The following is a 13,117-nucleotide window of genomic DNA, read 5'->3' on the forward strand; positions in this document are numbered from 1 at the left end:
CCGATCGAAGGAGGCACCGTGCCGGACACGGAGCAGGGCGGGAGCAGGCGCCGGGGGCGGAACGAGTCCGAGGAGGAGCGGGCGGACCGGATGTGGACCGAGCTCATCCAGGAGGTCCGCGTGGCGCAGATGGGCGTGCAGATCCTGTTCGGTTTCCTGCTGACGGTCGTGTTCACCCCGACCTACGAGGACCTGTCCGGCACCGACAAGACCATCTACATCGTCACAGTGGTGCTGGGCGCCTGCGCGACCGGGGCGCTGATCGGCCCGGTGTCGCTGCACCGGCTCGTCAGCGGACGGCGCATCAAACCGCAGGCGGTGCAGTGGGCTTCCCGGCTCACCCTGCTGGGCCTCGCGCTGCTGCTGGTCACCACCAGCTCGTCGCTGCTGCTCATCCTGCGCGTGGCCACCCACGACGACTACGTGCCGTACCTGGTGGCCGGGGTGGTGTTCTGGTACCTGCTGTGCTGGTTCGGGCTGCCGGTCTGGGCCCGCTACCGCCACACCACGCGCTGACGCGCGCGCAGGGCTAGCTGTTGGCGAGGACGTCCGCGAGGAAGTCGTCCACCCGGACCTCCTCGCACCCCGGCGGCACCATCCGGTGCGTCTCGGTGAGGAACTCCCCGACGGCCTCCGCCCAGACGAACACCACCGCGTGATGCCGGCCGCCGTCGGCGCGCGCCTCGCCCAGGAACTCCATCCGCAGCTCCCGTCCCACCCCGCGGGCCTGCGGGCTCAGCCGTACGTCCCCGATGCCGACCGGGCGGCTCAGCCCCTCGGTGACCATCTCCCGGTCCAGCTGCCAGCGCGCCAGCACCCGGCCGTCGAGGGTGAAGACGACCGTGACGGCGAACGGGTCCGACGGGTCGTAGCTCAGGTGGGCGAGCACGGGAAAACGCTCCGTGTCGCCCGCCTGGAGCTCCACCACCAGGGTCTTGTGCACGAACGAGTTCACGAGGGGCCTCCGGGACGTACCGACGTAGAGCCCTCTAGTACCCCGGATCCCGGCAAGATGCTCAGCCTCCCGGGTGAATCCGTCACACCTCACGCACGGAGGGTCAGCCGAAGGCCTTCCGCAGCGCCGGCAGCAGCGTCCTCTCCGACCAGTCCAGGTACGCCGGCTGCGACTCCCCGCCGATCTGCACCAGGGCGATCTCCGTGAACCCGGCCTCCGCGTACGGGCGGATCGCCTCGACGAAGTCGTCCGGGTCGCTGCCGCAGGGGATGGACGCGGCCACGTCGTCGGGCCGTACGAACTGGGTCGCCGACGCGAAGGAGTCCGGGTGGGGCAGTTCGGCGTTCACCTTCCAGCCGTTGCCGAACCAGCGGAACTGGGCGTGCGCCCGCTCCACCGCCGCGTCACGGTCCGGGTCGTAGCACACCGGCAGCTGGCCCACCCGCGGCTTCCCCTGGCCGCCGTGCCGGTCGAACATCTCCAGCAGCTCCGGCTTCGGCTCGGTGGCGATCACCAGGTCCGCCAGGTGCCCCGCCAGCGCGCACGACCGCTTCCCGGACACCGCGACGCCGATCGGCGGCGGCTGGTCCGGCAGGTCCCACAGCCGGGCCGACTCCACGTCGAAGTGCTCGCCCCGGTGGTTGACGTGCCCGCCCCCGAACAGGGCGCGGATGATCTCCACCGCCTCCTCGAGCATCTGATGGCGCACGTCCACCGGCGGCCAGCCGCCGCCCACCACGTGCTCGTTGAGATTCTCGCCCGACCCCAGCCCCAGCCGGAACCGGCCCCCCGACAGCAACTGCATCGTCGCCGCCTTCTGCGCCACCACCGCCGGGTGGTAGCGCATCGTCGGACACGTCACGTACGTCATCAGCGGGATCCGCGAGGTGGCCTGCGCGGCCGCGCCCAGCACGCTCCACGCGTACGGCGAGTGGCCCTGCTCCTCCAGCCACGGGAAGTAGTGGTCCGAGGTCACCGAGAAGTCGAAACCCGCCTCCTCGGCGCGCACCACGTGCTCCACCAGCTCACGCGGCCCGGCCTGCTCGGTCATCATCGTGTACCCGATTCGCACCATGGTGTCCGGGTCCCCCGCGGCGACCGGCGAAAACGGTGGATCACCCGCCGGTGCCCCGGGCAGGATGCCCCCATGACCCAGCGAGCCCTTCCGACCGCAGCCCCCGCGACCCAGGGCGTCGACGCGTCCGGCGTCCACGCCTTCCTCGACGCGCTCGAGGCCGACCCGGACATCGAACCGCACGGACTGACCGTCGTGCGCCACGGCAAGGTCGTGGCCTCCGGCTCGTGGGCGCCGTACACCGCCGGGCGCCCCCATCTGCTGTACTCGCTCAGCAAGAGCTTCGCCTCGACCGCCGCCGGACTCGCCGAGGCGGAGGGCCTGATCGACTTCGACGCCACCGTGCTGTCGTACTTCCCGGAGCTCGACGCGGACATCACCGACCCGCGCAGCCGGGCGATGCTGGTGCGCCACGTGGCGTCCATGGCCAGCGGGCACGACCACGAGACCGTCGACGAGGCGTTCGGCGCCGACCCGGCCGAACCCGTGCGCGGCTTCCTGCTCCAGCCGCCGCAGCGCGACCCGGGCACCCTGTTCACCTACAACCAGCCCTGCACGTACACGCTTGCCGCGATCGTGCAGCGGGTCACCGGGCAGACCCTCACGGAGTATCTGCGGCCGCGGCTGTTCGACCCGCTGGGCATCGGCGAGACCCTGTGGTCCCGCGACCGCGCCGGACGCGAGATCGGCTTCGCCGGACTGCACACCACCCTCGACGCGATAGCGAAGTTCGGCCTGCTGTACCTCAACGACGGCGTCTGGCAGGGCGAGCGGCTGCTGCCCGAGGGCTGGGTCGGGCGCGCCACCCGCGCCCACATCGACACCGCAGGCGCCATGGGCCGCGACGACCGATCCGACTGGGACCAGGGCTACGGCTACCAGTTCTGGCGGGGCCGGCACGGCTTCCGCGGCGACGGCGCCTACGGCCAGTTCTGCCTGGTGCTGCCCGAGCACGACGCGGTGATCGCCGCGACGTCCGCGACCGTGGAGATGCAGCGCTACCTCGAACTGGTCTGGCGGCACCTGCTGCCCGCCTTCGGCGACGCCCCGCTGACCGGGCGCGACGCCGAGGACGCGGCCCTGCGTGAGCGCCTGGAGCGCCTCGCCCTGCCGTCGACGGACGGCGCCCCCGCGCCGGCGTCCGGCGAGTGGGCCGGGGCGTCCTTCACCCCGGAGGGCGGGCTCTGCGCCGAGCAGCCGAAGCTGAGCGCCGCCGAGCTCACGGCGGACGACGCCGGCGGCTGGACGCTGACCCTCGACGAGGCCGGCCACCGGCTGGCGGCCCGCTGGAACGGCACGGACTGGACCGTCACCGAGGGCGCGGTGCCGGTCGCGGTCACCGGCGGCTGGGACGGACCCGACACGCTCACCGTCGACATCGCCTTCCTGGAGACCCCGCACCGCCTGCGCGTCACCTGCTCCCTCACCGACCGCGTCTTCCGCGCCCACTGGCTCACCACACCGCTGATCCCCTGGCCGCTGCGCGCGCTGCGGGCGCCGCGCGGCTAGTCAGCTCGCCGTACCGGGCCGGAAGGTCCGCAGAACGGTGCGCAGGGCCTTCTGGCTGTCGGCGCTCGCCCAGTCGGCGGCCGGGGTGGTCCAGCGCAGGGAGAAACCCCGGCCGTCGCCGAGCAGGAAGCCGCGGCCGAAGGTGCGCACCCGGGCGCCGTCGTCGGTGGTGATCCACTCCATGTCGGCGGCCTCACGGCCCTGGTACGTCGTGGCCTCGATGACACCGATCCGCTGATAGGCGTCGGCGCGTGAGAGGCCCGGCTCCACCGTGTCCCGCCACACCGCGACCGGGTCGGGACCGACGCGCTCGCTGTAGGTGACCGCGAGGGTGCGCGGGTCGTCGTCGGCGCCGAACGTGACCCGGTACGACAGCTCGGTCGCGCGGGAGGTCCGCTGCCGCTCCCAGCCCTCGGGCAGCGCGACGGAGAACCCCTCCGGCGCCCGGTAGGCGCGGAAGCCCGCGGGCAGGGCGCCGGGGCCGGACGGGGACGGCGAGGCGGACCCGGACGGGGAGGAGGACGGGGGAGACGAGGGTGCCTTCGACGGCGGCGGGGCGGCGCCGGCCGACGGCGGGACGCGCGGAGCCGTGTCCGCCGCCCCGGTCCCTCCGGCGGACGCGGACGCCGACGCCGTGGGGCCGGCGTCCGCCCGGTCCTCGCCGCCGGGCAGCCCCGTCGTCGCCGCGACCACGGCCGCCGTCACCGCCAGCACCGCGAGGGGCGTGCCGACCAGCACGCTCTTCCGCTTCCACCCCGGCCCGGCCGGCGCGTACGCCTCTCCGGGCTCAGGACCGGCGCCGGGAGCCTCGCTCAGGACCCGGGTGAGCATGTCCCGCACCACCTGGCGGCCCGGGCGCTCCCGGGGCTCCTTCCGCAGCAGCCCCGTGACGAGCTGGGTGAGCGGCCCGCAGCGCAGCGGCGGACGCAGCGGAAGCCGCTCCACCCCGCGCAGCGTGGCCACGACCCTGCCCCGGTCCCGGAACGGCGGGCGTCCCTCCAGCATCGTGTAGAGGATCGCCCCCAGTGCCCACAGATCGGCGGCGGGCCCGACCTGCTCGTTGCGCGCCTGCTCCGGCGCCGCGTACGACGGCGCGGTGAGCCGGGGCGCCGACGTCGTGCCGGCCACCCCGTAGCCGGAGACGATCACCGGGCCGGACTCGCGCAGATGGAGCTGACCGGGGCTCAGCTCGCCGTGGGTGACGGCCTCCGCGTGCGCCGCGTCCAGCACGTCGAGCAGGTCCAGGGCGACGCGCGCCGCCCGCACGGGCGCGAACGTGCCCCGCTGGAGCAGGACTTCGTCCAGCGGGGTGCCGTCGATCCAGGCGGTGACCGTCCACAGGCAGCCGCCCTCGACGACCGCGTCGACGACGTCCGCGATCCGGTCCGGGCAGAGCCGCGCCACGTTCTCGGTGGTCCGCAGGATGCCGGAGGGGGCGCGGCGGACGCCCTCCACGGCGTCCGCCGGCAACTCGGTCCGGGTGGCCAGGCACGGGCGCCCCGTCCGCAGGTCGTCGGCGTACCAGCTGACCCGGTTGGTCTCGCGGTGCGTGATCTCGACCAGCCGGTAGCGTCCTGCGACCGGCCGGTCGGTGGAGGCGTGCGCCCAGCCCATTGGTGATCCCTCGTCCGGTGATCCCTCGTCGAACCGCTGACTTCCGTCCCCCCTGATACGGAGGAGAGGGGCCGGAGCGTTCAACGCCGGGCGCGACGCCGTTCACACGGCATGAGGTTCAGCGCAGGGAGAAGTGGTCCGTCCACGCCATCATGTCGGTGGTGGTGGCGTTCCCGCCGCACACCACCAGCCCCAGACGGGCGTCGTCGCCGACCCGCTCCAGCACCCGGCGGGCGGCCGGGAGCAGACAGCCCGCGGCCGGCTCCGCCCACACCTTCGCGTGGTCGGCGAGATCCAGCGACCCCTGCACCGCCTCCCGGTCCGGCACCACCAGCACCTCCGTGACCAGCTCCGCGACATGGTCGTACGTCAGCTGGGACACGGCGGGCGCGCTGAGCGTGGAGACGATCGAGGAGAGCGCGACCGGCACCGGGCCTCCCGCCGCCAGCGCCTCGGACATCGCCTGCGCCCCCTCGGTCTCCACGCCCCACACCCGCACCCCCGGCCGCCGGGCGCGCAGCGCCGCGGCGACCCCCGCGATCAGGCCCCCGCCGCCGATGCTCACCAGCACGTCGGTCAGCTCACCGGCGTCCTCGGCGAACTCGAGACCCACCGTGCCCTGACCGGCGATCACCACCGGGTCGTCGAAGGGGTGCACCAGGGTCAGGCCCTCCTCCCGCAGCTCGGAGGTGAGGGCGAACGCCCCGGCCATGTCGTCCGTCACCCGCACGGTGGCGCCCGACGCCCGCGCGATCTCCACGGCCCGCACCGGCGCCGAACGCGGCATCACCACGGTCGCCTTCACATCGAGCGCGGCGGCCGTCACCGCCAGCGCGATGCCGTGGTTGCCGCCGCTCACCGCGACCACCCCGGCGGCCCGCTCCGACTCGCTCAGCGCCAGCAGCTTCGCCGCCGCGCCGCGTACCTTGAACGACCCGGTGTGCTGCAGCAGCTCCAGCTTGGCCGTCACCGGCACCCCGAGCAGTGCCGAAAGGCCGGGGCTCGGCACGGTGGGGGTGCGCACCACGTGCCCGGCGATCCGCTCGGCGGCGGTCTCGATGTCGGCGATCTCGATCACGACTGTCACCTTTCCGGCGCGGGGCGTGATCCGCGCCGTGCCCCAGCCTCACCCGGCGGGCGGCCGGGGTCAACGAGGTTCAGCGCTGCTGCGCCTTGTGCGGCGGCGCCTCGCTGGGCCGCACCACGACGTGCCCCTGCCCCTGCAGCACCAGCTGCACGGCCTCGCCGGAGCCGCCGCGCAGCATCGAGCCCAGAGACTGCGAGCGGTGCAGCGAGGTGGACAGGCCGGCCGTCCAGCCGACGACCGCGTCCGTGTCCACGTACACCGGGCTCTCCGGCGTCACCGGGATCACCAGGGGGCTGCCCTCGCAGACCAGGCCGAGCTTGCCGTGCCCGGTGAACACGCTGTTGAAGAGGCCGCCGCCGGTGACGCCGGCGCCCTTCACGGTGGAGATGCGGTAGGACAGCGTGGCGTCGAAGCACAGCACGTTGCGGCCGTTGACGGTGAACTCGTCGCCGGGGCCGATCTCGACGACGAAGCAGTTCTGCGCCTCCTGCGCGAACCACGCCTCGCCCTGCCCGCGCACGGCCATCAGCGGCAGCCCCTCCCCGGTCACCGCGCGCTTGAGCATGCCGCCCACGCCCTGGCCCTTGCGCTCGAACCGGAGGTCGCCGCGGTAGGCGACCATCGCGCCCTGGCGGGCGAGCATCTCGCCGTCGACGGTGTAGCGCAGGCACTTGGCGTTCTCCACCGTCATGCCCGGGGCCGTGGCCGGCCGCACCATGTGCTCACTGGAAAACAGGTCACCCATCATGGGGGCCATCCTTTCCCGCGCGGCAGGGGGAGCGGGTGTCAACCGCCGAACAACTGCGTCCAGTACGTGCCCGCCCGGCCGCCGCCCGCGAAGCCGACGCCGATGCGTGTGAACTCCGGCTTGAGGATGTTCGCCCGGTGGCCGGGGCTGTTCATCCAGCCGCGCACCACCTCGGCCGCCGACCGCTGCCCGCACGCGATGTTCTCGCCGACCGTGCGGCACCGGGAGCCCGCGGCGGCGGCCCGGTCCCAGGGTCTGCCGCCGTCCGGCGCGGTGTGCGCGTAGAAGTCGCGGGCCACCATGTCGGCGCTGTGCGCCTGCGCGGCCGTCGTCAGCAGCGGGTCACGGGACAGCGGCGGAAGGCCGGCCCGCGCGCGCTCCCGGTTGGTCAGCTCCACGACCTCCGCCGCCGTGCGGTCCAGGCCCTCCGGGGTGAGCGGACGCGCCCACAGCGCCGTCCAGTACGTGTCCCCGGCGCCCTCGCAGGAGGCCACGGCGGCGTGCGTGAACGCCGGGTCGCACACCGTGCGCCGGGCCGCCTCGTGCCGCAGGCAGTGGCCCACGAACCGGTCCACGGAGAGCGGCCCGGACACCAGGTGCTCCCCGACGGTGAGATACGGATAGCCGGCGGAGACCACCCGCTGGTGCACGGAGACGCCGTCCGGGCCCTCCACGCCGAGCCGCCCGCCGCGCGCCATCGCCCGCGCGTGCTGCCGGGCCGCCTCCGCCAGCCGCCCGTCGTGCGACACCGGCGGCGAACCGGCCGTCCGGCGCGCGGAGTTGACCAGGGCCAGGAAGTCGTCCCCGGCGGACGGCGGGGCCGCAGGACGCGGCGGCACCACCGGATGCGCGCGGGGGGCGGGCCGGCCCACCGTGGCGGGACTCACCGGCGCCCTGCCGGTGACGACCGGGGCGGTACGGGTGGACACCGCGCCCTCGTCGTCCTCCACGTCGACGCCGAAGTCCCGGGCGAGACCGGCCAGTCCGTCCGCGTACCCCTGCCCGAGGGCGCGCAGCTTCCAGCCGTCCCCGCGCCGGTAGATCTCCGCGAGCAGCAGCACCGTCTCCCGGTCGGGGCGCGGCGGGCGGAAGCGGGCCAGGGCGCGCCCGCCGGGGCCGGCGACCTCCAGGACGGGGGCGGGCAGGGCGCTGAGCGGGGTGCCGGGCTCCTCGGGGCTGACGGCGACCGTGACCCGGGTGGCGCCCGCGCGCAGCGCCGCCGGATCGACGACGAGCGTGTCGCCGCCGAGGCGCGCGCCGGGCGCGGAGGGCTGGTTGTAGAAGACGAAGTCGGCGTCCCCGGCCACCTTCCGGCCGTCGTCCGTGATCAGCGCGGACACGTCGAACGGCCCCGGCACCCGGACCGTCACCGTGCCGCCCGGGAGCGGGATGTTGCCGCCGGGGACCAACTCGCTCATGGCACCGCCCTGTTCGCCGTCGTCCGACATGTGTGGGGGTGTCCGGACAACGACGGGCGATGCCCCCGGGTTCCCGGGCCGGCGGGGCGCCGCGGCTCAGCGGCGCAGGGCGCGCGCCCAGTCGGCGGGGACCCGGCCCGCGGGGCCGGGGACGGGCTGGTCAACCGGGTGGCTGACCGGCGGCGCGAGGGGCGGACCCGACTCGTACAGCTCGTTGGTGGCGTAGTTCCAGAACCAGTCCTCGCCCGGTTCGTAACTGCGCACCACCGGGTGTCCGGTGGCCCGGAAGTGGGCGGTGGCGTGCTGTCCGGGCGAGCTGTCGCAGCAGCCGATGTTGCCGCACTGCGCGCACCGCCGCAGATGGAACCACCAGCCGCCCACGGCGTCGCAGTCGGCGCAGCCCGCGCCCGAGGGGGGCACGCTGGGGTCGATGGCGTGTTCGGTGGTCATACGGGCTCCTCCTGTGGATGGTCGGAGGCGGGAGCGGTGAGCGGCAGGAGCACCTGGAAGCGGGTGTCGCCCGGCTCGGAGTCGAACCGGAGGCTGCCGTGGTGCTTGTTGACCACGATCCGCCAGGAGATGTCCAGGCCCAGCCCGGTGCCCTCGCCCACGGGCTTGGTGGTGAAGAACGGGTCGAACACCCGGTCGCGGATCTCCGCCGGGATGCCGGGTCCGGTGTCGCCGAACTCCACCAGCAGCCGGTCGTTCTCCCGCGCCGTGCGCACGGTCAGCGTGCCCTCCCCGTCCGTCTCGCGCATCGCCGCGACCGCGTTGTCGACGAGGTTGGTCCACACCTGGTTCAGCTCCGCCGGGTACGCCGGGACGCGAGGCAGGGTGCGGTCGTAGTCCTTGACCACCCGGATGCCCCGGCCCAGCTTCCCGGACAGCATCAGCAGGGTGGAGTCGAGGAGTTCGTGCACGTCGGCGACCTGGAAGGGGGCGCGGTCGAGCTGCGAGTACTGCTTGGCGGCGTCGACCAGATGGGAGACGCGGGCCGCGCTGTCCTGGATCTCGTCCATGAGCAGCTCGGTCTCCACGGTGTAGTTGAGCCAGCCGACCGCGCTCGGCAGCGTCTCCTCGTCCACGGCCGCGGCCACCTGCTCCAGCCAGTCCGTGTCCAGCCCGGCCTGCACGAAGGTGGGGGCGATCCGCCAGCCCTCCTCCACGCCGTGGTCGTCCAGCCAGTCGGCCAGGAGGTCCTCCCGGTCGGACGCCTCCAGCGGGCTGAGCACCGGGGCCTTCGCGACCCGCTCGGCCGTGCGCTCCTGGATCTCGATCAGCCCCGCCAGCGTCTCCCGGTCGTAGGCGCCCTCGGAGATGATCCGCAGCTTGCGGCGCATCTTCCCCACCCGCTCGCGCAGCGTCGCCGTCGCCCGCACGGCCGCCGCGGCCGGGTTGTTGAGCTCGTGGGTGAGCCCCGCGGACAGCGAGCCCAGGGCGAGGAGCCGCTCCCGCTGACCGACCGCCTGCTGGGTGCTCTTCACCCCGAAGAACAGCCCCTCCAGCAGATGCACCGCCATCGGGAACCAGTCCCGCATGATGTCCGCGAACGTGTCCGCCGGCAGCACGAAGAACCGCGTCGGTTCCGTCACCCGCAGCGAGTTGTTGTAGACCTGCGGCACCCGGTCGCCGAGGTACGCCTGCATCGCCCCCGCGTACACCCCGCGCTGCGAGGTGCGGGTGACCTCCACGTCGTCCCCGCCGACCCGCCGGGACAGCACGACCGTGCCCTCCACCATCACGTAGAAGCAGGTGGCCGGGTCGCCCTCGGCGTACACGGTGCCGGGCTCGTACCGCTCCACCCGGCCGGCCTCGCACAGCCGCCCGAGCTGCTCGGGGGTGAGCTTCTCGAACAGGAACAGGGAGCCGATCTCGTCCGGCAGGCACTCCATCGGCTGCGCGCTCACGACTGCTCCAGGTATCGGTGGACGAGCATCACGGCCATGGCTCCCTCTCCGACGGCGGAGGCGACCCGCTTGGCGGACTCCGCGCGCGCGTCGCCCGCGACGAACACGCCGGGCACGTTGGTCTCCAGGTGGTACGGCGGCCGGTCCAGCTCCCAGCCGTCCGGCGGGCGCCCGTCGGCGGTCAGGTCGGGCCCGGCCAGGATGAAGCCGCGCCCGTCGCGCAGCACGGTGCCGTCCAGCCAGTCGGTCAGCGGGGCGGCCCCGATGAACACGAACAGCCACTGCGCGTCCACCACGTCGGTCTGACCGCTGTCCGTCTCGCGCAGCGTCAGCCGCTCCAGATGGCCGTCGCCGTGCGCCTCCTCGACGACCGTGCCGCACCGCGCCGCGATGTTCGGCACCCGGCCGATCTGCTCGATCAGGTAGTACGACATCGACGCGGACAGGTCCGGGCCGCGCACCAGCAGCGTCACCTGTTTGGCGAACCGGGACAGGTACATCGCCGCCTGCCCGGCCGAGTTGGCGCCGCCCACGATGTACACGTCCTGGCCCTGGCAGGCGGGCGCCTCGGTGAGGGAGGAGCCGTAGTAGACGCCGCAGCCGCCCAGTTCGTCGCAGCCCGGCGCCGCGAGCCGCCGGTAGGACACCCCGGTCGCCAGGATCACGCTGTGCGCGGCGACCTGCGACCCGTCGGAGAACCGCACCACCCGGGCCGCGCCGCCCACGTCCAGGCCTGTCACCTCCCGCGCGGTGAGGATCTCCGCGCCGAACCGGGTGGCCTGCCGCCGGGCCCGCTCGGTGAGCTGCGCCCCCGACACCCCGTCGGGGAAGCCCAGGTAGTTCTCGATCCGCGAGCTCTGCCCCGCCTGCCCGCCGGTCGCCGACCGCTCCACCAGCACCGTGCGCAGCCCCTCCGACGCCCCGTACACGGCCGCGCCGAGCCCTGCGGGACCGCCGCCGATCACCACCAGGTCGTAGAAGTCGGACGCCGGCGTGGTGGCGAGACCCACGTGCGCGGCCAGGTCGGCGGGCTCCGGCTGCACCAGCGGCGTCCCGTCCGGGGTGATCACCAGCGGCAGCCGCATCCCGTCCTCGTCCGCCGCCGCCAGCAGCCGCCGTCCCTCGGGCTCGTCGCAGGAGTACCAGCGGTAGGGCACCTGGTTGCGGGCGAGGAACTCCCGCACGTCGGAGGAGCGCGCCGACCAGCGGTGCCCGACCACCTTGGTGCTGGGCACGGGCCGGTGGTCGCTGCGCTTCCACGCCTCCAGCAGGTCGTCCACCACCGGGTACAGCTTCTCCTCGGGCGGGTCCCACGGCTTGAGCAGATAGTGGTCGAGGTCGACCACGTTGATCGCGTCGATGGCGGCGCCGGTGTCCGCGTACGCGGTGAGCAGCACCCGGCGGGCCCCCGGGTGCACGTCCATGGCGCGCTCCAGGAACTCGATGCCGTTCATCCGCGGCATCCGGTAGTCGGCGAGGATCGCCGCCACCAGGTCGCCGCGCAGCTTCAGTTCGCGCAGCGCCTCCAGCGCGGACTCGCCGGACTCGGCGCGCACGATCCGGTACGACGCCCCGTAGCGCCGCCTGAGGTCCCGGGCCACGGCGCGGGAGACACCCGGGTCGTCGTCCACGGTCATGATGACGGTCCGGGCGGCGTCGGCGGGCTGTGCCATGCGTCCCCCACAGCGTGGTCGGATCCCCGGCGCGGCGGGCCGAGATTCCCGTCACGGCCTGCGCACCGGCCCGCTGCCCATCGTAGGTGCGGTCGCCGCCGGGCGCGCGGGCGTGCGCGGGGTCCGCGCGGGAAGGCGGGCGTGCGGGACGCCGCACCCGGTGACCGTGGTGACCGCGGTGCGGGGGCGGCGGCCCGGTAGGGAAGACTGGACGCGCAGGAACACGACTCCGGGAGGAACGGCATGACGCGGCCGATCACGGCAGGGATCGACGGCAGCGAGGAGAGCCTCGCCGCGCTGGCCTGGGCGGCCCGGGAGGCGGTCCGCCGGGACCTGCCCCTCCGGGTCGTGCACGCCTGGCGGTTCCAGGCGCACGACGCGCTGGACACCGGTGACAGGGCCGCCCAGGAGCGGTGGGTGCGGGAGGCCGCCGAGGAGGCGGTCCGCACCGTCCGGGAACGCCACAGCGGCCTGGACGTCACCACGGACGTGCCGGAGGGCGACGCCGTGGAGACCCTGACCGCCGCCGCGGCCGACGCCGAGATGCTGGTGCTCGGCTCGCGCGGGCACGGGCGGCTCATGGGCTTCCTGGTGGGCTCGGTCGGCCAGCAGGTGATCGTGGACGCCGCGCGCCCCGTGGTGTTCGTCCGGGCCGGTGACAAGGCCTCCGACGAGGTGGCCGGGCACGAGATCGTCGTCGGTCAGGAGGGCGACCCGGAGGACAGCGCCGCCGCGCTCGGCTTCGCCTTCGAGACCGCCGCCCGGCGCGGCGCGACCGTGCGTGCCGTGCGCGCCTGGACCCTGCCGCCGGTGTTCGCCTACAGCCCCTCCTCCCTCCAGCTCCTCGACGAGGCCGGCGGGCTCGAGCCGTTCGAGCGGAAGAACCTGGCGGCCGCGCTCGCGCCGTGGCGGGAGCGCTACCCGGACGTGCACGTCGTGGAGCACGTGGAGATGGGCAGCGCGGGCCAGGTCCTGCTGTCGGTGTCGGGCACGGCCCAGCTGATGGTCGTCGGCCGCCGCGCCCGCCGCTCCGCCGTGGGCGCACGCATCGGCTCGGTGGCGGGAGGCGTGCTGCACCACGCGGACTGCCCGGTGGCGGTCGTCCCGCCCGCCTGACCCGGGGCGGGCCCG

Annotated in this window: 12 protein-coding genes; 3 read left to right on the forward strand and 9 right to left on the reverse strand. The window is 74.4% G+C overall.

The features are described from left to right. The first annotated feature begins 18 nt into the window (after positions 1–18). Positions 19–516 carry a DUF6328 family protein gene (locus ACQY0Z_RS21250; protein WP_189901946.1) on the forward strand — a complete coding sequence of 166 codons (498 nt, stop codon included), beginning with the start codon at positions 19–21 and terminating at the stop codon, positions 514–516. A gap of 13 nt (positions 517–529) precedes the next feature. Here ACQY0Z_RS21250 and ACQY0Z_RS21255 read toward each other — a convergent pair whose 3' ends face one another. Both ACQY0Z_RS21255 and ACQY0Z_RS21260 read right to left on the reverse strand, forming a co-directional pair. Continuing rightward, positions 530–955: an SsgA family sporulation/cell division regulator gene (locus ACQY0Z_RS21255; protein ID WP_189901944.1), complete on the reverse strand. Its 426-nt coding sequence runs from the start codon at positions 953–955 to the stop codon at positions 530–532. A 103-nt stretch (positions 956–1,058) separates the two neighbouring features. Next, positions 1,059–2,030, reverse strand: a complete 972-nt coding sequence (locus ACQY0Z_RS21260; protein WP_189901942.1) for an LLM class F420-dependent oxidoreductase — start codon at positions 2,028–2,030, stop codon at positions 1,059–1,061. A 72-nt stretch (positions 2,031–2,102) separates the two neighbouring features. On the opposite strand from ACQY0Z_RS21260, the gene ACQY0Z_RS21265 reads away from it, so the two are divergent. Beyond that, the gene (locus ACQY0Z_RS21265; protein ID WP_189901940.1) at positions 2,103–3,539 is read left to right on the forward strand and encodes a serine hydrolase domain-containing protein; all 1,437 of its coding nucleotides are present in this window, start codon (positions 2,103–2,105) and stop codon (positions 3,537–3,539) included. On the opposite strand, the gene ACQY0Z_RS21270 is transcribed toward ACQY0Z_RS21265, so the two are convergent. The 7 genes from ACQY0Z_RS21270 to ACQY0Z_RS21300 form a co-directional block, all read right to left on the reverse strand. Further along, positions 3,540–5,153, reverse strand: a complete 1,614-nt coding sequence (locus ACQY0Z_RS21270; protein WP_254585566.1) for a serine/threonine protein kinase — start codon at positions 5,151–5,153, stop codon at positions 3,540–3,542. A 118-nt stretch (positions 5,154–5,271) separates the two neighbouring features. Next, positions 5,272–6,231 (reverse strand): threonine/serine dehydratase, encoded by a 960-nt coding sequence (locus ACQY0Z_RS21275; protein ID WP_439812671.1) that lies wholly within the window; start codon positions 6,229–6,231, stop codon positions 5,272–5,274. A 79-nt stretch (positions 6,232–6,310) separates the two neighbouring features. Continuing rightward, positions 6,311–6,988: an AIM24 family protein gene (locus ACQY0Z_RS21280; protein ID WP_189901934.1), complete on the reverse strand. Its 678-nt coding sequence runs from the start codon at positions 6,986–6,988 to the stop codon at positions 6,311–6,313. Between the two features lie 38 nt (positions 6,989–7,026). Continuing rightward, positions 7,027–8,406 (reverse strand): CAP domain-containing protein, encoded by a 1,380-nt coding sequence (locus tag ACQY0Z_RS21285; RefSeq protein WP_439813373.1) that lies wholly within the window; start codon positions 8,404–8,406, stop codon positions 7,027–7,029. Between the two features lie 96 nt (positions 8,407–8,502). After that, entirely contained in the window at positions 8,503–8,856 is a 354-nt protein-coding gene (locus tag ACQY0Z_RS21290) for a UBP-type zinc finger domain-containing protein (protein ID WP_439812672.1), read from the reverse strand. Continuing rightward, positions 8,853–10,298 (reverse strand): ATP-binding protein, encoded by a 1,446-nt coding sequence (locus ACQY0Z_RS21295; RefSeq protein WP_189902159.1) that lies wholly within the window; start codon positions 10,296–10,298, stop codon positions 8,853–8,855. The genes ACQY0Z_RS21290 and ACQY0Z_RS21295 overlap by 4 nt, the downstream gene beginning before the upstream one ends. An 11-nt stretch (positions 10,299–10,309) precedes the next feature. Further along, positions 10,310–11,986: an FAD-dependent oxidoreductase gene (locus ACQY0Z_RS21300; protein WP_439812673.1), complete on the reverse strand. Its 1,677-nt coding sequence runs from the start codon at positions 11,984–11,986 to the stop codon at positions 10,310–10,312. Positions 11,987–12,229: 243 nt separating this feature from the next. Here ACQY0Z_RS21300 and ACQY0Z_RS21305 point away from each other — a divergent pair, with 243 nt between their 5' ends. Continuing rightward, the gene (locus tag ACQY0Z_RS21305) at positions 12,230–13,102 is read left to right on the forward strand and encodes a universal stress protein (protein ID WP_189901928.1); all 873 of its coding nucleotides are present in this window, start codon (positions 12,230–12,232) and stop codon (positions 13,100–13,102) included. The last annotated feature ends 15 nt before the right edge of the window (positions 13,103–13,117 follow it).

The sequence above is a fragment of the Streptomyces sp. P9-2 genome (genome assembly GCF_051903975.1).
In the GTDB taxonomy this organism is placed as follows: domain Bacteria; phylum Actinomycetota; class Actinomycetes; order Streptomycetales; family Streptomycetaceae; genus Streptomyces; species Streptomyces cellulosae.